14 protein-coding genes are annotated in these 25,245 nt (G+C 60.9%); 8 read left to right on the forward strand and 6 right to left on the reverse strand.

The genetic code is table 11. The annotated features are described in order from the left end of the window. Both waaF and glnE read right to left on the reverse strand, forming a co-directional pair. Entirely contained in the window at positions 1-1,035 is a 1,035-nt protein-coding gene (waaF, locus tag J1G35_RS11420) for a lipopolysaccharide heptosyltransferase II (protein ID WP_223015008.1), read from the reverse strand. Positions 1,036-1,089: 54 nt separating this feature from the next. Continuing rightward, positions 1,090-4,029 carry a bifunctional [glutamate--ammonia ligase]-adenylyl-L-tyrosine phosphorylase/[glutamate--ammonia-ligase] adenylyltransferase gene (glnE, locus tag J1G35_RS11425; protein WP_223015009.1) on the reverse strand — a complete coding sequence of 980 codons (2,940 nt, stop codon included), beginning with the start codon at positions 4,027-4,029 and terminating at the stop codon, positions 1,090-1,092. A 383-nt stretch (positions 4,030-4,412) separates the two neighbouring features. Between glnE and aceE the strand changes: the two genes are divergently transcribed. From aceE to msrA, 4 genes are all read left to right on the forward strand, one after another. Continuing rightward, positions 4,413-7,058 (forward strand): pyruvate dehydrogenase (acetyl-transferring), homodimeric type, encoded by a 2,646-nt coding sequence (gene aceE, locus J1G35_RS11430; RefSeq protein ID WP_053139257.1) that lies wholly within the window; start codon positions 4,413-4,415, stop codon positions 7,056-7,058. An 11-nt stretch (positions 7,059-7,069) separates the two neighbouring features. After that, positions 7,070-8,719, forward strand: coding sequence for a dihydrolipoyllysine-residue acetyltransferase (gene aceF / locus J1G35_RS11435; RefSeq protein WP_223015010.1), 1,650 nt, complete (start codon positions 7,070-7,072; stop codon positions 8,717-8,719). Between the two features lie 305 nt (positions 8,720-9,024). Further along, the gene (locus J1G35_RS11440; protein WP_053139253.1) at positions 9,025-11,718 is read left to right on the forward strand and encodes a GGDEF and EAL domain-containing protein; all 2,694 of its coding nucleotides are present in this window, start codon (positions 9,025-9,027) and stop codon (positions 11,716-11,718) included. Between the two features lie 72 nt (positions 11,719-11,790). Further along, positions 11,791-12,438, forward strand: coding sequence for a peptide-methionine (S)-S-oxide reductase MsrA (gene msrA, locus J1G35_RS11445; RefSeq protein WP_053139250.1), 648 nt, complete (start codon positions 11,791-11,793; stop codon positions 12,436-12,438). A 67-nt stretch (positions 12,439-12,505) separates the two neighbouring features. Here msrA and rlmJ read toward each other — a convergent pair whose 3' ends face one another. Beyond that, entirely contained in the window at positions 12,506-13,342 is an 837-nt protein-coding gene (gene rlmJ, locus J1G35_RS11450; RefSeq protein ID WP_223015011.1) for a 23S rRNA (adenine(2030)-N(6))-methyltransferase RlmJ, read from the reverse strand. Positions 13,343-13,517: 175 nt separating this feature from the next. Between rlmJ and J1G35_RS11455 the strand changes: the two genes are divergently transcribed. Beyond that, positions 13,518-14,795, forward strand: coding sequence for an O-acetylhomoserine aminocarboxypropyltransferase/cysteine synthase family protein (locus J1G35_RS11455; protein WP_223015012.1), 1,278 nt, complete (start codon positions 13,518-13,520; stop codon positions 14,793-14,795). Here J1G35_RS11455 and J1G35_RS11460 read toward each other — a convergent pair. Beyond that, on the reverse strand, positions 14,781-15,506 hold the full coding sequence (locus tag J1G35_RS11460) for a DUF4123 domain-containing protein (RefSeq protein ID WP_223015013.1): 726 nt from the start codon (positions 15,504-15,506) through the stop codon (positions 14,781-14,783). The two genes, J1G35_RS11455 and J1G35_RS11460, sit on opposite strands and share 15 nt — an antisense overlap. A gap of 15 nt (positions 15,507-15,521) precedes the next feature. Continuing rightward, entirely contained in the window at positions 15,522-17,537 is a 2,016-nt protein-coding gene (locus tag J1G35_RS11465; RefSeq protein ID WP_223015014.1) for a type VI secretion system tip protein VgrG, read from the reverse strand. A 368-nt stretch (positions 17,538-17,905) separates the two neighbouring features. Between J1G35_RS11465 and J1G35_RS11470 the strand changes: the two genes are divergently transcribed. Then, positions 17,906-18,853 carry a hypothetical protein gene (locus tag J1G35_RS11470; protein WP_223015015.1) on the forward strand — a complete coding sequence of 316 codons (948 nt, stop codon included), beginning with the start codon at positions 17,906-17,908 and terminating at the stop codon, positions 18,851-18,853. After that, a complete protein-coding gene (locus J1G35_RS11475) occupies positions 18,843-19,232 on the forward strand; it encodes a hypothetical protein (RefSeq protein WP_053139238.1) in 390 nt (129 codons plus the stop codon). The genes J1G35_RS11470 and J1G35_RS11475 overlap by 11 nt, the downstream gene beginning before the upstream one ends. Positions 19,233-19,328: 96 nt before the next feature. Here the strand turns inward: J1G35_RS11475 and putP are convergent, their stop codons facing one another. Then, positions 19,329-20,813, reverse strand: coding sequence for a sodium/proline symporter PutP (gene putP, locus J1G35_RS11480; RefSeq protein ID WP_053139236.1), 1,485 nt, complete (start codon positions 20,811-20,813; stop codon positions 19,329-19,331). Positions 20,814-21,273: 460 nt separating this feature from the next. Between putP and putA the strand changes: the two genes are divergently transcribed. Further along, the gene (gene putA / locus J1G35_RS11485; protein WP_223015016.1) at positions 21,274-25,227 is read left to right on the forward strand and encodes a trifunctional transcriptional regulator/proline dehydrogenase/L-glutamate gamma-semialdehyde dehydrogenase; all 3,954 of its coding nucleotides are present in this window, start codon (positions 21,274-21,276) and stop codon (positions 25,225-25,227) included. Positions 25,228-25,245 lie beyond the last annotated feature (18 nt).

Raw genomic sequence — 25,245 nt, forward strand, 5'->3', positions numbered from 1 at the left:
TCAGTGAACCTCGACCACATCGCCCTGCAACCGCTGCAAGGCATCGGTTACCGGCTGCGGCAGCAATTGGCGCATGCAGTTGTAATGGCCGAAACGGCAGGTGCGCTCAAAACACGGGCTGCACTCCAGCCCCAGGCGCACCACTTCGACCTGGTCGGCCAACGGCGGGGTAAAACCCGGCGAGGTGGAACCGTACACCGCCACCAACGGGCGGTTCAGCGCTGCGGCGACGTGCATCAGGCCGGAGTCGTTGGACACCACCGAATCGGCGCAGGACAACAGGTCGATGGCCTCAGCCAGGGACGTGTCGCCACTGAGGTTAACCGCCTCTTCGCGCAGGCCGGGAATCAGACGCTGGCGAATATCTTCACCGACGGGGTGATCCTTCTTCGAGCCGAACAACCATACCTGCCAGCCTTCACGGATCTTGGTTTCGGCCACCTTGGCGTAGTGCTCCGACGGCCAGCGCTTGGACTCGCCGAACTCCGCACCGGGGCACAGGGCCAATACCGGCCGATCCAGGCTCAGGCCGAACTTGGCCAGGGCCGCATCGCGGGTCACCGGGTCGATTTGCAGGCTGGGGCGCGGGTACGGCTTGGGCAACTCGGCGCCCGGCGCATAGGCCAGGGCCATGAAGCGCTCGATCATCAGCGGGTAGCGCGCCTTGTCCAGCGTGCGCACGTCGTTGAGCAAGACGTAGCGAAACTCACCGCGCCAGCCGGTGCGCTTGGGGATGCCGGCAAAATAGGGCACCAGCGCCGACTTCAGCGAGTTGGGCAACAGGATCCCCTGGTCGTACTGGCCCGCCAGGGATTTGCCGATGCGACGGCGGGTCGCCAGTTCCAGGGCGCCGTGGCCGAGCGGAAAGCTCAAGGCCTTGCGCACTTCGGGCATGCGCTCAAGGATCGGCCGGCTCCACTCAGGGGCGAGCACATCGATCTGGCAGTCCGGATAGCGCACGCGCAGGCTCTGGAACAGTGTCTGCGCCATCACCATGTCACCGACCCAACTGGGCCCAACGATCAGAATATTCATGTAGTTTCCACAAACGATGCGGGGAGGCTTATGCCTCCCCGCCCTAATAGTGTTTCAACTCAACCCCAGCGCCTGCCAGATTCGCATCACCTGGCGCCGTTCGTCAGCGAACTGATCACCGGGCACCGTCCCGGCCTCGTTTTGCAAGGCCTGGCGATGCGCGGCGGAGCGGTAGGCCTTATACACCTCGCGCAGCAGATGGGCATCGGCGGCGGGCATCAACCCCACCTGCTCCAGGCCTTCCAGAATGCGGATATTGTCGGTATAGCGCAGCAACGATGGATGTTGCGCAGACCATGCCAAAGCCGCGTATTGCACCATAAATTCAATATCGACGATACCTCCGGCGTCCTGCTTGAGGTCGAACAGCGCCGTGGCTTCGAAGGCATTGGCGCCGGTGCCGGCCACCGTGGCCTTGGTGCCCAGGTTGTCACGCATCTTCGCGCGCATCTCGCTGACCTCCTGGCGCAGCTTCACCAAGTCCCGTTCACGCCCCAGCACTTTAGCCCGTACCTGCTCAAACGCACGACCTACATCCTGGCTGCCCACCAGCACCCGCGCGCGGATCAGGGCCTGATGTTCCCAGGTCCAGGCTTCATTTTGTTGATAGCGGTCAAACGCCCCGAGGGAACTGACCAACAGCCCGGACGCGCCGGAAGGTCGCAGGCGCATGTCCACTTCATACAACTGGCCGGAGTTGGTCTGGGTGGTCAGCAGATGAATGATCCGCTGGCCCAGGCGCGTGAAGAACTGCGCGCCGTCGATCGGCTTGGCCCCGTCGGTCTCGGCCTGCGGGTCGCCGTCGTGGATAAACACCAGGTCCAGGTCAGAACCATGCCCCAATTCGATGCCGCCGACTTTCCCATAACCGACAATGATGAACCCAGGATCGCACAGGGTGCCGTCCAACCGCTGCGGCGAGCCGTGCCGCGCGACCGTCTGGCGCCAGGCCAGGGCCAGCACTTGCTCGAGGATGGCTTCGGCGAGCCAGGTCAGGTAGTCGCTGACTTTCATCAACGGCAGGCTGCCGGCGATTTCCGAAGCGGCCACGCGCAAGCGGTGAGCCAGCTTGAAGTGCCGCAGGGCTTCCATCTGCTGCTCCAGGTCATCCTCGGGGATGCGCGTGAGGCGTTCACGCAACTCGGCGGCGAGTTCCGGCGCCAGCGGTGGCTTGAACAGGCGGCCTTCGTTGAGCAACTCATCCAGCAGCAGTGGGAAGCGCGTGATCTGTTCGGCGATCCACGGGCTGGCGGCGCACAGGGTCAGCAAGCGGCGCAGGGCGTCGGGGTTTTCCGTCAGCAGCACCAGGTAGGCGGAACGCCGGGCAACGGCCTCCACCAGCGGCAGTACGCGCTCCAGCACCAGATCCGGGTTGGCGTGCTCGACGGCTTGGGCGAGCAAGCGCGGGATAAATGCATCCAGGCGTTCACGGCCGAGCCGCTGCATGGCGCGCAGTTGCGGACTGCTGCGCAAGCTGGCCAGGGCCTTGAGGGCCTTGGGCGCATCGGTGAAACCGCCCTCCCCCAGTTGGCGGCAGGCTGCGTCCTCATCTTGGGATTCTTCCCACAAGGGCAACCACTCGCCCCCTACGACCAACTCGCTTTCTTCGCCTTCTTCCTCGTCAGGGTCAGCAATCACCTGACGGAAGTGCCAGTCCACGCGACCACGCCAGTACATCAACCGCTCGTGGAACGCCGCCCAGTCGGCAAACCCGAGCATAAAGGCAATGCGCGCCTGGTCTTCAGGGCTGTCCGGGAGCATTTGGGTCTGGCGGTCGGCAATCGCCTGGATCGCATGTTCGGTGTAGCGCAGGAATTCATAGCCGTTGCGCAACTCGGCGATCACCGCCGGCGGCAAATAGCCCTGGCCTTCCAGGGTGCCCAGCACCTTGAGCAGCGGCCGTTGCTGCAGGCTGAGGTCGCGGCCGCCATGGATCAGTTGGAACGCCTGGGCGATGAATTCCACTTCGCGGATGCCGCCCGAGCCCAGCTTGATATTGTCGGCCATGCCTTTGCGCCGGACTTCCTGCTGGATCAGCTGCTTCATGGTGCGCAGCGCTTCGATGGCGGAAAAGTCCAGGTAGCGGCGATAGACGAATGGCCTGAGCATGTCGAGCAACTGCGCACCGGCCACCTGGTCACCGGCGACCACGCGCGCCTTGATCATGGCGTAGCGTTCCCAGTCGCGGCCCTGGTCCTGGTAGTACTGCTCCAGCGCGTTGAAGCTGAGCACCAGCGCACCGGCCGAACCGTAAGGGCGCAGGCGCATGTCGACACGGAAGACAAAGCCGTCGACGGTCATTGGATCAAGGGCCTTGATCAATTTTTGACCAAGGCGAATAAAGAATTCCTGATTATCCAGGGAGCGCTTTACGCCCAGCGTTTCGCCGCCCTCGGGGTAGGCGAAGATCAGGTCGATATCCGACGACAGGTTCAGCTCCACCGCACCGAGCTTGCCCATGCCGAGGATGACCATGTGCTGCGGCTCGCCACTGCGCCGGCCGGTCGGTGTGCCGAACTGCACGCAGTGGCGCTGGTACAGCCATTGATAGGCCTGGTCGATGCTGGCGTCGGCCATGTCGGAGAGGTCGCGGCAGGTTTGCACCAGGTCGGCCTGGCGGGTCAGGTCGCGCCAGATGATGCGCACTTGCTGGCGCGTACGTTGGCGGCGCAGCACACGGCCGAGCTCATCTTCGGTTTCGGCCTGCTGCACGGCACCGGCAATCTGCCCACATAGCTCGCCGGGCGCGAAACCACGGTCCAACTCGCCCCAGGCGGCCAGTTCCAGCAACATCAAAGGGTCACGAACACTCTGTTCAATGACGAAATCACTGGCGGCGCACACACGGGCGAAGTCGGCCCACCGTTGCGGCGTCCACGCAGAAAGGCCATGATCGTCGTCCAGCGCGGCCACGGCGTCACGAAATGACTGCTCGGCCCGCTTGGCCATCGGCAGGAGAATGGCTGGCAGTTCGACCAGCATTGGAAGGCTCATGGTCTATCCTTGATCGGCGCGTAAATGGCTTGTGGCTGTGAGCGCAAGCACCACGCTCGATGAAGGACTGTCGAACAAAGGTGATAAATAGCTGAAAAATTATAATTTTTGGCAGGCAACATTAAACTTCTACCTTTTCTTGTTCGCAAAAGATCAACAATAACGATTATGCTCACCAGCCAGACCGAGCAATCCGCTCAGTCTTGTGTAGTTTTACTACTCGTATATACATTCGAAAGGCTGAAATGGCCGACGATTTGTAGTAAAACTACAGGACGCCGAAGCAACCTTCGGCCATCCAAGAATTTATGTCGTCTGCCCACAAGGCCAGTCGCAAACTTCAGGCAACCGATTCTGGTAGCCTTTCCGCCCTGGAGCAAGCCATGCAAGACCTCGATCCCGTCGAAACCCAGGAATGGCTGGACGCCCTGGAATCGGTTCTCGACAAAGAAGGCGAAGACCGTGCTCACTACCTGATGACCCGTATGGGCGAACTCGCGACCCGCAGCGGCTCGCAACTGCCCTACGCCATCACCACGCCATACCGCAACACCATCCCCGTTACCCACGAAGCACGCATGCCTGGCGACCTGTTCATGGAACGCCGCATTCGCTCGCTGGTACGTTGGAACGCCATGGCGATGGTAATGCGCACGAACTTGAAAGATTCTGACCTGGGCGGTCACATCTCCAGCTTCGCTTCCAGCGCAACCCTGTATGACATCGGTTTCAACTACTTCTTCCAGGCCCCGACCGACGAACACGGCGGCGACCTGATCTACTTCCAGGGCCACACCTCGCCAGGCGTCTACGCCCGTGCGTTCATGGAAGGTCGCATCAGCGAAGAACAAATGAACAACTTCCGCCAGGAAGTCGACGGTCAGGGCCTGTCGTCCTATCCGCACCCTTGGCTGATGCCTGATTTCTGGCAGTTCCCGACGGTCTCCATGGGCCTTGGCCCGATCCAGGCGATCTACCAGGCACGTTTCATGAAGTACCTGGAAGCCCGTGGCTTCATCCCGGAAGGCAAGCAGAAAGTCTGGTGCTTCCTGGGCGACGGCGAGTGCGACGAGCCGGAATCCCTGGGCGCCATCTCCCTGGCCGGCCGCGAGAAGCTGGACAACCTGATCTTCGTCATCAACTGCAACCTGCAGCGCCTCGACGGCCCGGTTCGCGGCAACGGCAAGATCATCCAGGAACTCGAAGGCGTATTCCGCGGTGCTCAGTGGAACGTGACCAAGGTCATCTGGGGCCGTTTCTGGGACCCACTGCTGGCCAAGGACGTCGACGGCATCCTGCAACGTCGCATGGACGAAGTCATCGACGGCGAGTACCAGAACTACAAGGCCAAAGACGGCGCGTTCGTGCGTGAACACTTCTTCAACACGCCTGAACTCAAGGCCATGGTTGCCGACCTGTCCGACGACGAGATCTGGAAGCTCAACCGTGGCGGCCACGACCCGTACAAGGTCTATGCGGCGTACCACGAAGCGGTCAACCACAAAGAACAACCCACCGTCATCCTGGCCAAGACCATCAAGGGTTATGGCACCGGTGCCGGCGAAGCGAAGAACACCGCGCACAACACCAAGAAAGTCGATGTCGACAGCCTGAAGTTGTTCCGCGACCGCTTCGACATTCCGGTCAAGGACGAAGAGCTGGAGAACCTGCCGTTCTTCAAGCCTGAGCCAAACAGCGCCGAAGCCCGCTACCTCAGCGAGCGCCGCACTGCACTGGGCGGTTTCGTGCCACAGCGCCGCGCCAAGAGCGTGAGCATTCCGACCCCGCCACTGGATACCCTCAAGGCGATCCTGGACGGCTCGGGCGACCGTGAAATCTCCACCACCATGGCCTTCGTGCGGATCCTCGCGCAGTTGGTCAAGGACAAGGAAATCGGCTCGCGCATCGTGCCGATCATCCCGGACGAAGCCCGTACCTTCGGTATGGAAGGCATGTTCCGCCAGTTGGGCATCTACTCCTCCGTCGGCCAGCTCTACGAGCCAGTCGATAAAGACCAGGTGATGTTCTACAAGGAAGACAAGAAGGGCCAGATCCTCGAAGAAGGCATCAACGAAGCGGGCGCCATGAGCTCCTTCATCGCTGCCGGTACTTCGTACTCCAGCCACAACCAGCCGATGCTGCCGTTCTACATCTTCTACTCGATGTTCGGTTTCCAGCGTATCGGCGACCTGGCTTGGGCAGCGGGCGACAGCCGTACCCGTGGTTTCCTGATCGGCGGTACCGCCGGCCGGACCACGCTGAACGGCGAAGGCCTGCAACACGAAGACGGTCACAGCCACATCCTGGCTGCCACCATCCCGAACTGCCGCACCTTTGATCCAACCTACGGCTATGAGCTGGCGGTGATCATCCAGGACGGCATGAAGAAGATGACCGAAGAGCAGCAGGACGTTTTCTACTACATCACCGTGATGAACGAGTCCTACCAGCAGCCAGCCATGCCGGCCGGTGTCGAGGAAGGCATCATCAAGGGCATGTACCTGCTCGAAGAAGACACCAAGGAAGCAGCGCACCACGTGCAGCTGATGGGCTCCGGCACCATCCTGCGTGAAGTGCGTGAAGCGGCGAAGATCCTGCGTGACGAGTTCAACGTCGGTGCCGACGTGTGGAGCGTTACCAGCTTCAACGAACTGCGTCGCGACGGCCTGGCCGTAGAGCGCAGCAACCGCCTGCACCCTGGCCAGAAGCCAGCCAAGAGCTACGTCGAAGAGTGCCTGGCTGGCCGTAAAGGTCCAGTCATCGCCTCTACCGACTACATGAAACTGTTCGCTGAACAAATTCGCCAGTGGGTCCCGTCCAAGGAATTCAAAGTCCTGGGCACCGACGGTTTCGGCCGCAGTGACAGCCGTAAGAAGCTGCGTCACTTCTTCGAAGTCGACCGTCACTTCGTGGTGTTGGCAGCCCTGGAAGCCTTGGCTGACCGTGGTGAGATCGAACCTAAGGTGGTGGCTGACGCCATCGTCAAGTTCGGGATCAACCCGGAAAAACGCAACCCACTGGACTGCTGAGGAGACTTTTTGTGAGCGAACTCATTCGCGTACCTGACATCGGCAGCGGTGAAGGTGAAGTAATCGAGCTGTTTGTGAAGGTCGGCGACACCGTCGAAGCCGACCAGAGCATCCTGACCCTGGAGTCGGACAAGGCGAGCATGGAAATCCCTGCTCCCAAGGCCGGCGTGGTCAAGAGCCTGAAAGTGAAGCTGGGCGACCGCCTGAAAGAAGGCGACGAACTGCTGGAGCTGGAAATCGAAGGTGCCGCTGATGCGGCTCCTGCGGCGGCTCCTGCTGCCGCTGCTGCACCGGCGCCTGCTGCTGAAAAACCTGCCGCTGCTGCCGAGGCCCCAGCGGCCCCGGCTGCTGCACCTGCTGCTGCCAGCGTCCAGGACATTCATGTTCCGGACATCGGTTCGTCGGGCAAGGCCAAGATCATCGAGTTGCTGGTCAAGGTCGGCGACACCGTCGAAGCCGACCAGTCGCTGATCACCCTGGAGTCCGACAAGGCCTCCATGGAAATCCCATCGCCGGCTGCCGGCGTGGTGGAAAGCATCGCGGTCAAGCTGGAAGACGAAGTCGGCACTGGCGACTTCATCCTCAAGCTGAAAGTACAAGGCGCTGCGCCTGCTGCTGCTCCAGCACCAGCGGCGGCTCCGGCGGCCAAGGCTGAAGCGGCTCCAGCCGCTGCCGCCCCTGCCCCTGCTGCAAAAGCCGAGGCCGCTCCGGCCCCGGCAGCTGCCGCACCGGCGCCAAGCGGTGCCAAGGTTCATGCAGGCCCGGCAGTTCGCCAACTGGCGCGCGAATTCGGCGTCGAGCTGAACGCTGTGTCGGCCACCGGCCCTCACGGTCGCGTGCTGAAGGAAGACGTGCAGGTCTACGTCAAAGCCATGATGCAGAAAGCCAAGGAAGCTCCGGCTGCCGGCGCTGCTACTGGCGGCGCGGGGATTCCACCGATTCCGGTCGTGGACTTCAGCCGCTTCGGCGAGACCGAAGAAGTGCCGATGACCCGCCTGATGCAGATCGGCGCGTCGAGCCTGCACCGCAGCTGGCTGAACATCCCGCACGTCACTCAGTTCGACCAGGCCGATATCACCGACCTGGAAGCTTTCCGCGTTGCGCAGAAAGCCGTGGCCGAGAAGGCCGGCGTGAAACTGACCGTGCTGCCACTGCTGCTCAAGGCTTGTGCACACCTGCTCAAGGAACTGCCGGACTTCAACAGTTCGCTGGCGCCAAGCGGCAAGGCGATCATTCGCAAGAAGTACGTGCACGTCGGTTTTGCTGTCGACACCCCAGATGGCCTGTTGGTACCGGTCATCAAGAACGTCGACCAGAAGAGCCTGCTGCAACTCGCTGCCGAAGCGGCTGCGCTGGCTGCCAAGGCCCGCGACAAGAAGCTCACCGCAGACGACATGCAAGGCGCTTGCTTCACCATCTCCAGCCTCGGTCACATTGGCGGTACGGGCTTCACGCCAATCGTCAACGCGCCGGAAGTGGCGATCCTGGGTGTTTCCAAGGCCACCATCCAGCCAGTCTGGGACGGTAAAGCGTTCCAGCCGAAGCTGATGCTGCCACTGTCGCTGTCCTACGATCACCGTGTGATCAACGGCGCGGCGGCTGCACGCTTTACCCAGCGTCTGAGCCAACTGCTGAACGACATCCGCACGATCTTGCTGTAACCCTGTACAAGCCTCCCCTGCACCGGGGGAGGCTTGGTTGCACTGATTTCCGAGCGCCACGCTCGTACCTCAACCCCGTCAATTTGGCGGGGCTTTTTTTTGCTTTTCTCTACAGACAGGACAGGGTTGTACACCTTCTGTCATCCGGACTGAAGAATTCCCTCACCCGGCCGATAACCCCCTTATAGCACTTAGCCTTCATCCTCTCTTGTCAGTCCGCGCCGCATGATGCAACCTTGCCGCAGGCAACAGTAAAGAGGGCGTGAGCCCGGCGCCGTGCGCGTTATTTGAAGTGAGTTCCCCCCATGAAAAGCCAACCCGATGTCGCCCGTATGGCGGCCGAGGTAGTCACGCAGTTACCGGTGCCTTCGCGCCTCGGTATGCTGCGTTTCGAGCGGCTTAATGAGGCAAGCTGGGCACTTCTGTACCTCGACCCTAACTGCGAACGCCAATTCGGCCTGTCGGCGGTCGAACTGTGCGCCCTGCTCGGCACCCCCTATGCCAGCCTGATGGAACCCCAGGCGCGCTATGAATTACACGACACCATCCAGCAACAACTGACCCAGACCCCTCACTACCTGGTGCGCTACACCCTGCACACCAGCGACGGCCCGCTGAGCCTGCTGGAAATGGGCGAGGCCTATAAACAACACAATCGTCATCTGCTGCGTGGCTACCTGATGGTGGTCGACGGCCTGTTCAGCGAAATCCCCATGACCGCACCCACAGCGGACCTGGAGAGCCAGAACAGCCGCCTGCAAATCGCCCTGGAGCTGAACCAGCGCGCCCAGCAGGAGCAACTGCAGCACCTGGAAAGGGTACGCGCCCAGCAGGAACTGATCCTGTTGCTGGCACGCCAGCGCTACACCGCCAACAATTCGCTGCAGGAAGCCGCTGAGCTGATTACCCGCAGCGCTTGCGATATCTACCAGATTGACTGCGCCAGCATCTGGAACCTCGAAGGCCAGCGCCTGGTGCCGATCTCGGCCTACCACCGCGACGACCAACAGCACCATCTGCCCGAGCCGATCGACGCCAGCTGCTTCCCGGACTACCTGGAAGCCCTGCACACCAGCCGCGCCATCGACGCCACCCACGCCCTGCGCGACCCGCGCACCCGCGAAATGGCCGAAAACCTGCGCGCCAAAGACATCCACGCCATGCTCGACGCCAGCATTCGCGTCGACGGCCAAGTGGTCGGCGTGCTGTGCCTGGAACAGGCCGGCAGCCCGCGTGACTGGCAGGCCGATGAAATTGCCTTTGCCGGCGAGCTGGCCGACCAATTCGCGCAAGTGATCAACAACCACAACCGCCGTACCGCCACCAGCGCCCTGCACCTGTTCCAGCGCGCGGTCGAGCAAAGCGCCAACGCCTTTCTGCTGGTTAACTGCGACGGCATCGTGGAATACGTCAACCCAAGCTTTACCGCAATCACCCAGTACAGCGCCGAAGAAGTCCACGGCCACCGCCTGGCGCAATTGCCGGCGCTGGAAAACCTCAGCGAATTGCTGTTCGACGCACCGTCGAGCCTGGCCAAGAGCAACAGCTGGCAGGGCGAGTTCAAGAGCCGGCGCAAAAACCTCGAACCCTACTGGGGCCAGCTGTCGATTTCCAAGGTGTATGGCGACAACCGTGAGCTGACCCACTACATCGGCATCTACGAAGACATCACCCAGACCAAGCTGGCCCAGCAGCGCATCGAGCGCCTGGCCTACACCGACAACCTGACCAACCTGGGCAACCGTCCGGCGTTTATCCGCAATCTCGACGAACGCTTTGCCCGCGACAGCGACAGCCCGATCAGCCTGTTGCTGGTCGACATCGACAACTTCAAGCGCATCAACGACAGCCTCGGCCATCAGACCGGCGACAAGCTGCTGATCAGCCTGGCCCGACGCCTGCGCAACAGCCTCAGTGCCGGCGGCAGCCTGGCGCGCTTTGCCAGTAACGAATTCGCGGTGCTGCTGGACGACACCGACCTGGAAAGCGGCCAGCAGGTCGCCAGCCAGCTACTGGCAACGCTCGACAAACCGATGTTCGTCGACAACCAATTGATCAGCGTCACCGGCTCCGTGGGCCTGGCCTGTGCACCGCTGCATGGCCGCGACCCGCAGACCTTGATGCGCAACGCCGGCCTGGCCCTGCACAAGGCCAAGGCCAACGGCAAACACCAGGTGCAAGTGTTTACCGAAGCCTTGAACGCCGAGGCCAGCTACAAGTTGTTTGTGGAGAACAACCTGCGCCGCGCCTTGACCCAAAACGAACTGGATGTGTTCTACCAGCCCAAGCTGTGCCTGCGCAGCGGCCGCTTGCTGGGCATGGAAGCGCTGCTACGCTGGAACCATCCGGAAAAAGGCATGATCCGCCCTGATCAGTTCATCAGCGTCGCCGAAGAAACCGGCTTGATCATCCCGATCGGCAAATGGATCGCGCGCCAGGCCTGCCGCATGAGCAAGCAACTGAGCGCCGCCGGCATGGGCAACCTGCAGGTGGCGATCAACCTGTCGCCCAAGCAGTTCTCCGACCCGGACCTGGTCGCCTCGATCGCCACGATCCTCAAGGAAGAACAACTGCCGGCCAACCTGCTGGAACTGGAGCTGACCGAAGGCCTGCTGCTGGAAGCGACCGAAGACACCCGCCTGCAACTGGACCAACTGAAGAGCTTCGGCCTGACCCTGGCCATGGACGACTTCGGCACCGGTTACTCGTCGCTGAGCTACCTGAAAAAATTCCCCATCGACATCATCAAGATCGATCGCAGCTTTATCCATGAAATCCCGGACAACCAGGACGACATGGAAATCACCTCCGCAGTAATCGCCATGGCCCACAACCTCAAGCTCAAGGTGGTTGCCGAAGGCATCGAGACCTCCGAGCAACTGGCGTTCCTGCGCAGGCATCGTTGCGATGTTGGCCAGGGCTACCTGTTCGACCGGCCAATCCCCGGCGCAGAGCTGCTTGAGAAGCTTAAACGCTACCCGCGCGGGCCAATCGCCTGACAGCGCGGTAACACTCGGGCACACTGGCGGTCTGATTTCTTACCTTACTCAATCTGACTGAGAGGACTGATCATGGTCTTGCGCTCGGAAATTCTGGTGAACAAAAACGTGCTTCCTACTGCAGAACAAGCTTTGCCTGGCCGTGAAACCCCGATGAACCTGCCCGAGACGCACTTCGTCAACGGCAACCCGCTGCTGGGCCCGTTCGTCGACGACGTCGGCTTCGCGATCTTCGGCCTGGGCTGCTTCTGGGGCGCCGAGCGCAAGTTCTGGCAGCGCGATGGAGTGGTCAGCACCGTGGTCGGCTACGCCGGCGGTTTCACGCCGAACCCGACTTATGAAGAAGTCTGCTCGGGCCTGACCGGCCACAGCGAAGTGGTGCTGGTGGTGTATGACCAGGCCAAGGTGAAATACGAAGACTTGCTGAAAATGTTCTGGGAACTGCACAACCCGACCCAAGGCATGCGCCAGGGCAATGACATCGGCAGCCAGTACCGCTCGGTGATCTATGCCACCACGCCTGAGCAACTGGCGGCGGCACAAGCCAGCGCCGAGGCGTATCAGGCTGAACTGACCAAAGCAGGCCTGGGTGTGATTACCACCGAGATCGACGAGGCGCCAACGGTGTACTTCGCCGAGGCGTATCACCAGCAGTACCTGGCGAAGAATCCACAGGGCTACTGTGGGATCGGCGGCACCGGCGTGACTTGCCCGATCTAAAGCCGACGCAAATCAAAATGTGGGAGTGGGCAAGCCCCCTCCCACATTGGTTTTGCACCAGACTTGGTTACTCGGCAATAAGCCAATCCATCTGCCACCCACCCTGGGTCTGCCCAAGCTGCTTGGACAGCCACGGCAGCAGCTCCCGCAATTCCTCTTCCAGGCCCCACGGCGGGTTGGCAATCGCCAGGCCCGAGCCGGTCAGGGTGTTGGGCGTGTCCAGCGGATGCACCAGCAACTCGACACGCAGTAACTTCGGCGCACCGGTGCCGGCCAGGTCCTGGTAGAAGCGGCGCAGCATGCGTTGGTCTTTCACCGGGTACCAGATCGCCGCGACGGTCTGGCGCATGCGGCTGACGGCTTCCTTGAGTGACGCCGCACAGCGCTGCATCTCGTCGAGCTTTTCAAACGGTGGGTCGATCAGCATCAACGCACGCTTTTCCGGCACCGGTAACAGCGCGCGCGGCACATGCCAGCCTTCGCCCAGGTGAACCTTGACCCGACGATCACCCTTCATGTTGTCCTTGAGCAGCACGCCGTCTTCCGGGTGCTTCTCATTGAGCAACACGCGGTCCTGCGGGCGCGTGAGGCGGCGCGCAAGCTCCGGCGAGCCCGGGTAGTAGCGCAACTCGCCATCGGGGTTCATCTCATGCAGCACGCGCATGTAGTCGGCAGTCAGCGCCGGCAGATCGTCGGCGCCCCACAAGCGCGCGATACCTTCCAGGTACTCACCCGTGCGGTTGGCCTGATCACCTTGCAGGTCGTACAGACCAATCCCAGCGTGAGTGTCGAGATAGGCAAACGGCTGCTCCTTGCGCGACATCAGGGCGATGAGGCGGGTCAAGGTCAGGTGTTTGAAGACATCGGCATGGTTGCCGGCGTGAAAGGCGTGACGATAATTCATGGTTGCTCCTGCGCAGGGGGCGAAGTTTACCTTCTACGGGCGCAAAGGTGCAGGGCCGCATGCCGGGCGGCGCTTATGCCGCAAACGCAGGCAGCCCGTTGAAAAAAATCTAAATGTCGACGGCGAGGCGGATTTATTGTGGCCATCCACTACTCCAGGGAGGTCAATAACAATCATGAAAGACGCCACCATCGCGCTGCACCACGGTTTCAAGTCGGACCCGACCACCAAGGCCGTCGCCGTGCCGATCTACCAGAACGTTGCCTTCGAATTCGATAACGCTCAACACGGCGCCGACCTGTTTAACCTGGACGTACCCGGCAATATCTACACGCGGATCATGAATCCCACCAACGATGTGCTGGAGCAGCGCATCGCCGCACTCGAAGGCGGTATCGCCGCCCTGGCCGTCTCGGCCGGCAGCGCCGCGATCCACTACGCCATCCAGACCTTGACCCGTGCGGGCGACAATATCGTCACCACTCCGCAACTCTACGGCGGCACCTACACCCTGTTCGCCCACCTGCTGCCGAGCTTTGGCGTGGATGTGCGTTTCGCCCGGGATGACTCCGCCGCCGCCATCGCCGAATTGATCGACGACAACACCAAGCTGGTGTACTGCGAAAGCATCGGCAACCCGGCGGGCAATATCATCGACATTGAAGCCCTGGCCGACGTCGCCCATGCCCATGGCGTGCCGCTGGTGGTGGACAACACCGTGGCCACGCCGATCCTGTGCAAGCCGATCCAGTTCGGCGCCGACATCGTGGTGCACTCGGTGACCAAATACGTCGGCGGCCATGGCAATTCCCTGGGCGGCGTGATCGTCGACAGCGGGACGTTCCCGTGGACGAAATACGCCGATAAATTTCCCGGCCTCAACCAACCCGAGCCGGCCTACCACGGCGTGGTCTATACGGAAAAATTCGGCCCCGCCGCCTTTATCGCCCGCGCCCGTACCGTGCCACTGCGCAACACCGGCGCGGCGTTAGCGCCGATGAATGCCTTCTTGTTGCTGCAAGGCCTGGAGACGCTGGCGTTGCGCATGGAGCGCCACACCGAGAACGCCCTGAAAATCGCCCACTTCCTGCAAGGCCATGCCGAGGTCGAGTGGGTCAGTTATGCCGGCCTGCCCGATCACCCGCACCACGCACTGGCGCAGAAGTACATGCAGGGCAAACCGTCGGCGATCCTGTCGTTTGGCTTGAAAGGCGGCTTTGATGCCGGGGTACGTTTCTACGACGCACTGCAAATCTTCAAGCGCCTGGTGAACATCGGCGATGCCAAGTCCCTGGCCTGTCACCCAGCGTCCACCACTCACCGCCAGATGAACGAGCAGGAACAAGCCAAGGCCGGTGTAAAGCCGGAGATGATTCGTCTGTCGGTGGGTATCGAGGCAATTGAAGACCTGATCGACGATTTGCAGCAGGCGCTGGCGTCAACTCAACTCTGAGGCCAGGTAGCCCGCCAGCGCTTCAGGGCTGATCTGCGTATCGCGCGCGAAGTAGGCGACCTTGTGCTGCAAGGTCGCCGGCGTGAAGGCGTCATATAGATCAGGGCGCTGCTCTTCAAGCCACTGCAGCAGGTTATCGATCAGGGGCTGCGGCGACTGCGCGGCCAGGTGCTCCAACAGCGACTCGGGCACACGCCACCAGGGGCTGGCTTTTGCCGCCGCAACCGACTGCGTCGCCACGCTCAGCGACTGGCCATTGATCAGATACCGCTGGAACACCGGCAAGACTGCGCCCATCTCATCGCCGAGGTGCTGCACCAGCGGCAGAAACTGAGCGCCATCCCAGAAGCGCAGGAACACGCTCCGCGCATCGGGAAGCAGTATCTTGGTCAAGCTTTGCAGGTGAGCAACGACAACTTCCAACGGGCTCGACGAGACCGCCAACCACCCCCAGTCCGGGGCATCGGTGGTTGCAATCCAATCGAGGAAAGCACTGTCGGCTTCGACACTGCCTACGTAAGGCATCACCTCGTCCCACCCGGCATAGGCCGTACCGGCCCAGATCGCTTGAGGCAGCACCCCGGCTGCCGAGGTCTGCCACACGGCCAGGGGTTTGGCGTCACTGGCAGTGCCCAGCACGACGTAGAGTCGCTCGTGGGTGAGCAGCGGGCACTGCGCAAGCCAGTCGCTGGGGGTCAACGGTTGCGGCATCAGGGTAAATTCCTTTTAAGCTTGAAGGGGATGGGGGACAGCGCACTGTCCGCTTGCGCAGCGTTGGCACTCTTCGCAGAACGGTGCACTCCGTTTCAGACTGACCACTTGGACGCGGCTCAGCGGTGCGGGAATAACCGCCAGCAACGCCTCCTTCAACCCCGGCATCAACGGCGCCCCCACCGCGACAACAGCCCCGCCCAGTTGAATCGGCGTACTGCTGAAAATCCCCTCCGCCGACAGCGTAATCGACTGCCCACCGGCCTGAATTGTCACGGTCGCGCCCGCGTCTATGATCACGCTCTGCCCGGCGCCAATCTGGATGGTCCTCCCGGCGCGCATCTGCTGCGAGCCGCCGACCACCAGATGATCGTCCTGCTTGAGCTCCGTCAGGCGGTTGCCATGGGTGATGCGCTGCTCTTCACCTTGCAGTTCATGTTGCGACTCACCGCCCACCCTGATGCGACGTTGATTGTCGACCTGTACCTGCAAGTCATGCAGCACATCCTGGGTCCAATCGCGCTGGGCGCGCAGGTAGATCTGCTCGGCGCCCTTACGGTCTTCGATGCGCAGTTCGTTGTAGCCACCACCACCGGGGCTGCTCTGGCTACGAAAGACGCTACGGGTCTTGGCCGCTGGCAGGTCGAGGGGGGCCGGCTTCGCGGCGTTGGGCAGGCAGCCCATCACCAGCGGCATGTCCATATCACCGTTGACGAACCCTACCAGCACTTCCATGCCCACTCGCGGGATCAGCACCGAACCATAGCGCTCATGGGCCCAACCGCTGGCCACCCGCAACCAGCAACTGGAGTGATCGTTATGTTCCCCGTCGCGGTCCCAGGCCAACTGCACCTTGACCCGGCCGTATTCGTCGCAATGGATTTCACTGTCGACGGGGCCGGTGACCACAGCGTTTTGATAACCCGACAAGGTCGGCCGCGACGGCTCATGCAAGGGCGGGCGAAAGATCACGTCCCACGGCGTCGCAACAAATTCGTTGCGATAGCCCTGGCGAAACTCCCCACCGACCACCTCGGTGACGGCCTCCTCCAAAACCTGAGGTTGCCTGCCTTCGTGGGTCACTTGCGTCACCAGCCACAAGTCATTCCACTCGTCCCGCGGGTGCCCGGCCAACTTGAGGAACCGACCACTGATCAATGCAGGCTCATCGCCGTTACCCCGGGCTATTCGAGCGTCACTGCGGTGTCGCTCCAAACCACGTTGCGCAAGGTATTTGCCGTGGCCGCGATCAGAAAAATGACCGGGATACCCTTGCGCTTCGAGCCGTGGAAGCTGTTCACCGACAACCCCACTCTCCAGCGCCAGGCTCGGCTTGAGAAAGTCATAGTCGCGCAGGGTGAGCGCGGTGGTGCGGGTTTGCAACTGCACTGAAAACCGCTTGATCGCTGGCGTTTGCGCCACCATCCCGGAGCCCGGCATGTAGGGCGTCGACTGGTCGGGCTGGGCGAAGACGGTCTGGTCGTCGCCAAACACCAGCAGGTGGTGTTCGGGCGAATGCTGGAAGTGATAGTGAATCCCCTGCTCGGCACACAGCCGCTGAATAAAGGCCAGGTCGCTCTCACCAAACTGCACACAATACTCGCGCTCAGGATAAGTGCCGCTGAGGTGAAATTCGAATTGGTCAGCATGGACCCGCTGGTCCTCCAGCACCTGCGCAATAATCTGCGGCACCGTCTTGTGCTGGAAAATCCGCTGCCGACTGCTGTGCTGCAAATACGCAAGCTGAGGCACAAGGCTGATCTGGTAACGCGTCAGGCGCCGCCCGGAGTCGCCCTGGGCCACCCGATAAACCAGACCGTGGATGCCATGACCTTGATCGTCGAAACCCAGATACGCCGTGCGATGCAGCAGGCTTTCCAAGTCCAGGTCGGGCTGTTCGCAGACCAGTTCAAGATCAAAGCGATACGGCTGGCTGATGGCTTCGCTGCCCTGGAACTCAAACACCTTGAGCTCACTCGGCTCACCGTCAAGGGTCAGGGTAAACGCACTTTGATTGGCAAGAGCGAACATCAGGTGTTTCTCTGCGAGGGGTGGGCGGGAGATTCTGCACCAGTCACTTATCGAACCGACCGCAGTGCGAACAAATCAGTAAATCCTTACGCGTCGGGTTTCCAATTCCTAGCTTCACTCTTTCATGGCTTTTCGGCAGGTAATTGCACACCCAGCCTCAGTAAAAACACACGCGTCTGACAGAACTCAGACGCAGCTCAGTAGCCCATTTCCCAAAGACAAAAAACCACCCGAAATTCATCCGCCATAACCAAGACACCCTCCAGGTGGCTATTTAAATTGCGCAGCCATGTTCATTCAAAAAGGAATGCTTTCATGGCAAGCAATCACCTCGCTTCGAGCCAATCTGCATCGCGGGGGAGTGTGTAATGCCTCACCCCTATGCATTCATCAATGACCATCGACAAACCTCAGTGGAGCTCAAGGCAAAACTACGATTGAGCAAACACGCCGAAGCGAAGTTTGATGCCCTCAATACTCATATTCGCAATGTTGTTGTACTGCCAGGGCAGTTAGTCATCATCGGGGACGAAACCACTGCGAGCTGTACCTTGGAGGAGTCACGCTTGATGTGCGCCGCGTGGGACATTCGTCATAGCGTAATGGCCGAAGGCGCAGATACCTTCGCCCTGCACAACTACGACCTGCTACAAAAACTGCTGGGTTACGCATCACTAGGGATAGGTACTGCAGGCGACGCTTGGAGCCGACACTTACAGGAAATAGTGAACACGCTCGATGAAATTGACGCACTGCACAAACAATCATTGCGTCGTGGAGGAGGTGCTGCAAGAGATGATTTTCTGGCTCGACGCCAAGTTCTATTTGCCAAGCTGGAAGCACAGATGCGCAGCTTTGCGCGTTATGGAACAGGCCTGAGGAATGAAGGCTCGATCAAGAAAATGCTGGGAATTTCGACCAAGAGCTACTTGCATAGTGGGGAGATAAATCAGTACAGCAAAACTATTGCGCGGGTCTCCAAGACAGCAAAATTGCTTAAAAACGGCACACCATTGGGAATAGCACTGAGCGCGACAGCGACGGCGCTGGAGATCAAGGAGGCGTGCTCTACTGGGAGAGATCAGCAATGCAGAAAAGCGAAGTATGTGGAGGCCGGTAAATTAACGTTCGGGGTGGCAGGGGGAATCATCGGAGGCCAAATTGGAATGGGTTTGTGTATAGCCGTAGTGGCCCCGACAACCGGGCCGTTTGCCTTGGGCTGCCTTCTGATAGCTGGGGGAGCAATGGGCTTTGCTCTAGGTAACTTGGGAAGCGAGGTCGGCGCAGCCGCCGGAGAAGTCCTGTATGAGTATTGAGTACGTCCTCAGCCTCCCCGCAAAAGATCAAGTAGCGCTGGTCTCGGCGGGCTCAATGCTCACAGCGGTCATTCTCGATATTTTCCTGGCCTATCGAAAATTGGAAAGGATGGAGGATTTGTTGGACCAATGCAGCCTGATAAACAACTACAGGCGTATTTTTGGTGACAACCTACCAGGAAGATTAGGCAGGCTATGTGCCGTTTATATAGCAATCGCGCTGCCGAAGTGGAACGCAAAACGTGGCGTTATTAACGCAAAACAGGTCAAGGAGTTTCCGCGCAATCTGAAACTCGCGCTTCACGGAACGGCCCTCACAGGTCTAGTCGGAGCTGTCGGTGCGATGATCTTTCATTTCGGCAATCAGCTGAGCCTGTGATCCGCGTTGTTTGACCTCAAAACCTTAAAAAAACGGCCCCGTCCAAGGGACGCGGGCCGTTTTTTTTATCTCGACAGGCGCTAGGCACCCGACGAATCACTTATTGAGGTTGTAGTCTTTTTCCGCCGCATCAAAGCGCTCGACCATACCGGCAGTCGGTGCGCCCAGCTTGCTCACGAAGTAGATCGCCAGGCTGGCAAAGATGAAGCCTGGGATGATTTCGTAAAGGCCCAGCAGTTCGAAGTGTTTCCACACGATCACGGTGATCGCGCCGACCAGGATGCCGGCCAGTGCGCCGTTGCGGGTCATGTTTTTCCAGATCACCGAGATCAGCACCACAGGACCGAACGCTGCGCCGAAACCGGCCCAGGCATAGCTCACCAGGCCCAGGACGCGGTTGTTCGGGTTGGCAGCCATGGCGATGGCGATCAAGGCCACCAGCAGTACCATCAAGCGGCCGACCCATACCAGTTCAAGCTGGGAAGCGCTTTTGCGCAGGAAGGTCTTGTAGAAGTCTTCGGTCAGGGCGCTGGAACACACCAGCAACTGGCAGCTCAGGGTGCTCATGACCGCAGCCAGGATGGCCGACAGCAGTACGCCCGCGATCCATGGGTTGAACAGCAACTTGGCCAGTTCGATGAACACACGTTCGTGGTTCTCGTTGACCGGGCCCGCCACTTCCGGGTGCGCCGAGAAGTACGCGATACCGAAGAAGCCCACGGCCACGGTGCCGCCCAGGCACAGGATCATCCAGGTCATGGAGATGCGACGGGCATTGGCGATCGATTTCACCGAATCCGCTGCCATGAAGCGCGCGAGGATGTGTGGTTGGCCGAAGTAACCCAGGCCCCAGCCCATCAGCGAGATGATGCCGATGAAGGTGGTGTTTTTCAGCATGTTGAAATTGTCGGGGTTCTTGGCCTCGATGGCCAGGAAGGTGGTGTCGACGCCACCGGTGGCCAGCAGCACGATGATCGGTGTAAGGATCAGCGCGAAAATCATCAGCGTGGCTTGTACGGTGTCGGTCCAGCTGACTGCCAGGAAACCACCCACAAAGGTGTAGGCAATCGTCGCCGCAGCGCCGGCCCACAGCGCGGTCTCGTAGGACATACCGAAGGTGCTTTCAAACAGACGGGCACCGGCCACGATGCCGGACGCGCAGTAGATGGTGAAGAACACCAGGATCACGACCGCAGAGATGATCCGCAGCAGGCCGCTTTTATCTTCGAAACGGCTGGAGAAGTAGTCCGGCAGGGTCAGGGCGTCGCCGTTGTGCTCGGTCTGTACCCGCAGGCGACCGGCCACGAACAGCCAGTTGAGGTAGGCACCGACGATCAGGCCGATGGCGATCCAGCTTTCCGACAGGCCGGACATGTAGATCGCGCCCGGCAGGCCCATCAACAACCAGCCGCTCATGTCGGAAGCACCGGCTGACAAGGCAGTCACCACGCTACCGAGGCTGCGACCGCCCAGGATGTAATCGGAAAGGTTGTTGGTGGAGCGATAGGCCATGAAGCCGATCAGCACCATTGCTGCGATGTAGATCACGAACGTGATCAGGGTTGGATTACTAACGCTCATATGAGTGACGCCCTGGCTTTGTTTTTATGTAGCAGCGGTCTGTCAGACGGCCACCCACTGGAAGTAGGTAAACGTAACTGCGTGCCGCGCATTTATGACTGACGTTTCCCCAGGAAAGCCGCCAGCCGATGAACCAAACCATTCAGTCGGTTGCACCTTGGGCGCGAATGCTATTCAACAAAGCAAATAAGGTGCAACCAGTTTCTTGGGAATAAGTTGCACCTAGGTGTAAAACACAGAAAACACCGGTTTTTTGCTCCTTTTCGGAGCAAGAACAGCCGATCTCAGAAGCAAATGCACCAGGCCGAAGCGGATTCTGTCGAAGGCTGATTTTTTTCCGATCAAGCGTCGAAAAATTCATGCATAAAATGGGTTGCACCCGGTTGCACCTCTCCGTGAGCAAAGCTAATCTTGCCGCCAGCTGATGCCACTCGGTAGTGGCACCCATGAGGATAAGAAAATGGCTACGACCACCCTTGGGGTCAAACTCGACGACCCGACCCGCGAACGCCTGAAGGCGGCCGCGACCTCCATTGATCGCACGCCACACTGGCTGATCAAGCAGGCGATTTTCAATTACCTGGAGAAACTGGAGGGTGGTGCAACCCTGACCGAGCTCAATGGCTTGAGCAACAAGGACGCTGAAGACGCCGGCGAAGTCCACACCGACCACGCCCACCAGTGCTTCCTGGAGTTCGCCGAGAGCATCCTGCCGCAATCCGTACTGCGCGCGTCGATCACCGCCGCTTACCGTCGCCCTGAGCCGGAAGTGGTGCCGATGCTGATCGAGCAGGCCCGCCTGCCGGTGCAAATGGCCGAAGCCACCAACAAGCTCGCCGCTTCGATTGCCGAAAAACTGCGCAATCAGAAGAGTGCTGGCGGCCGTGCGGGCATTGTTCAGGGCCTGCTGCAGGAATTCTCGCTGTCGTCCCAGGAAGGCGTGGCCCTGATGTGCCTGGCCGAAGCGCTGCTGCGGATCCCGGACAAAGGCACCCGCGACGCACTGATCCGCGACAAGATCAGCACCGGCAACTGGCATCCGCACCTGGGCAACAGCCCTTCGCTGTTCGTCAACGCCGCCACCTGGGGCCTGCTGCTGACCGGCAAACTGGTCGCCACCCATAACGAAGCCGGCCTCACCTCGTCCCTGAGCCGCATCATCGGCAAAAGCGGCGAGCCGATGATCCGCAAGGGCGTCGACATGGCCATGCGCCTGATGGGCGAGCAGTTCGTGACCGGCGAAACCATCGCTGAAGCCCTGGCCAACGCGAGCAAATTCGAAGCCAAGGGTTTCCGCTATTCCTACGACATGCTCGGTGAAGCCGCACTCACCGAACACGACGCGCAGAAATACCTGGCCTCGTACGAACAAGCCATTCACTCCATCGGCAAAGCCTCCCACGGCCGTGGGATTTATGAAGGCCCGGGCATCTCCATCAAGCTCTCGGCACTGCACCCGCGTTACAGCCGTGCGCAGTACGAGCGCGTGATGGATGAGCTGTACCCGCGCCTGCTGTCCCTGACCCTGCTGGCCAAGCAATACGACATCGGCCTGAACATCGACGCCGAGGAAGCCGACCGCCTGGAGCTGTCGCTGGATCTGCTCGAACGCCTGTGCTTTGAACCGCAGCTGACCGGCTGGAACGGCATTGGCTTCGTGATCCAGGCTTACCAGAAGCGTTGCCCGTATGTGATCGACTACGTCATCGACCTGGCACGCCGCAGCCGTCATCGCCTGATGATCCGCCTGGTAAAAGGCGCGTACTGGGACAGCGAGATCAAGCGCGCCCAGGTCGAAGGCCTGGAAGGCTACCCGGTGTACACCCGCAAGGTGTACACCGACGTTTCCTACATTGCCTGTGCACGCAAGCTGCTGTCGGTACCGGAAGTCATCTACCCGCAGTTCGCTACGCACAACGCCCATACCCTGTCGGCGATTTACCATATCGCCGGTCAGAACTATTACCCCGGCCAGTACGAGTTCCAATGCCTGCACGGCATGGGTGAACCGCTGTACGAGCAGGTAGTAGGCAAGGTTTCCGAAGGCAAGCTCAACCGTCCATGCCGCGTGTACGCACCGGTCGGCACTCACGAAACACTGCTGGCGTACCTGGTGCGTCGCCTGCTGGAAAACGGCGCCAACACTTCGTTCGTCAACCGCATCGCCGACCAGTCCATCTCGATCCAGGAGCTGGTGGCCGACCCAGTGGCCAGCATCGAGCAGATGGCGACGCTGGAAGGCGGCTTCGGCCTGCCGCACCCGCGTATCCCACTGCCGCGTGACCTGTACGGCAGCGACCGCGCCAACTCGGCGGGTATCGACCTGGCCAACGAACACCGCCTGGCGTCGCTGTCCTGCGCCCTGCTGGCCACCGCGCACAACAACTGGAAGGCCGCGCCGATGCTCGGTTGCGCCGCCAGCGATCAAGCGGCGGCACCGGTATTGAACCCGTCCGACCTGCGTGACGTGGTCGGTCACGTGCAAGAAGCCACCGTCGAAGACGTCGACAACGCGATCCAGTGCGCCATCAGCGCCGGTCCGATCTGGCAGGCCACCCCGCCCGCCGAGCGGGCCGCGATCCTGGAACGTGCCGCAGACCTGATGGAAGGCGAGATCCAGCCGCTGATGGGCCTGCTGGCTCGTGAAGCCGGCAAGACCTTCGCCAACGCTATCGCCGAAGTGCGTGAGGCCGTGGACTTCCTGCGCTACTACGCGGTGCAGGCCCGCAACGACTTCACCAATGACGCCCATCGCCCATTGGGCCCAGTGGTGTGCATCAGTCCGTGGAACTTCCCGCTGGCGATTTTCAGTGGGCAAGTGGCTGCCGCACTGGCCGCCGGCAACCCGGTCCTGGCCAAGCCTGCTGAACAAACCCCGCTGGTGGCTGCACAAGCCGTGCGCATCCTGCTCGAAGCCGGTATTCCGGAAGGCGTGCTGCAATTGCTGCCGGGCCAGGGCGAAAGCGTCGGTGCCCGCCTGGTGGGTGATGATCGCGTCAAGGGCGTGATGTTCACTGGCTCCACCGAAGTCGCGCGCCTGCTGCAACGCAACGTCGCTGGTCGCCTGGATGCCCAGGGCCGTCCGATCCCGCTGATCGCCGAAACCGGCGGCCAGAACGCAATGATCGTCGACTCCTCGGCACTCACCGAACAAGTGGTCATCGACGTGGTGTCCTCGGCCTTCGACAGCGCCGGCCAACGCTGCTCGGCCCTGCGCGTGTTGTGCCTGCAGGAAGATTCCGCAGACCGTGTGATCGAAATGCTCAAGGGCGCCATGGCTGAATGCCGCCTGGGCAACCCGGAGCGCCTGTCGGTGGACATCGGCCCGGTGATCGACGCCGAAGCCAAGGCCGGCATCGAGAAACACATCCAGGCCATGCGCGACAAAGGCCGCAATGTGTATCAGGTGGCGATTGCCGACGGTGAAGAAATCAAGCGCGGCACCTTCGTGATGCCAACCTTGATCGAGCTGGAAAGCTTCGACGAACTGCAACGTGAGATTTTCGGGCCGGTGCTGCACGTGGTGCGCTACAAGCGCAAGGAGATCGACCAGCTCATCGGCCAGATCAACGCCTCCGGCTATGGCTTGACCCTGGGCGTGCACACCCGTATCGACGAGACCATCGCCAAGGTGATCGACAACGTCAATGCCGGTAACGTCTACGTGAACCGTAACATCGTCGGTGCCGTGGTCGGCGTACAGCCTTTCGGCGGCGAAGGCCTGTCGGGCACCGGCCCGAAAGCCGGTGGTCCGTTGTACCTGTACCGCCTGCTCTCGACCCGCCCTACCGATGCGATCGAACAATCCTTCGTACGCGGCGACAAGCTGGCGGCACCGGATGTACGTCTGCGCGACGCCATGAGCCAACCGCTGACCGCCCTGAAAACCTGGGCCGACAGCAATAAGTTCAGCGAGCTGAGTGCGCTGTGCAGCCAGTTCGCCGCGCAATCCCAAAGCGGTATCACTCGTCAGTTGGCTGGCCCGACCGGCGAGCGCAACAGCTACGCCATCCTGCCCCGCGAGCACGTGCTGTGCCTGGCGGAAGTGGAAGGCGATCTGTTGACGCAACTGGCGGCAGTGCTGGCGGTGGGTGGCTCAGCGGTATGGCCGGAAACTGACCTGACCAAGGCGTTGTTCTCACGCCTGCCGAAGGAAATTCAGGCGAAGATCAAGCGCGTGGCCGACTGGACCAAGGACGAGGTGGTGTTTGACGCCGTCCTGCACCACGGCGATTCCGACCAACTGCGTGCGGTGTGCCAGCAAGTGGCGCAACGTGGTGGGGCGATTGTCGGGGTGCATGGTTTGTCGCAAGGCGAGACCACAATTGCCTTGGAGCGCCTGGTGATTGAGCGTGCGTTGAGCGTTAACACCGCTGCAGCGGGCGGTAACGCCAGCCTGATGACCATCGGCTAACTGAATGTGGGAGGGGGC

Source organism: Pseudomonas sp. SH10-3B, from assembly GCF_019891415.1.
Classification (GTDB): Bacteria; Pseudomonadota; Gammaproteobacteria; order Pseudomonadales; family Pseudomonadaceae; genus Aquipseudomonas.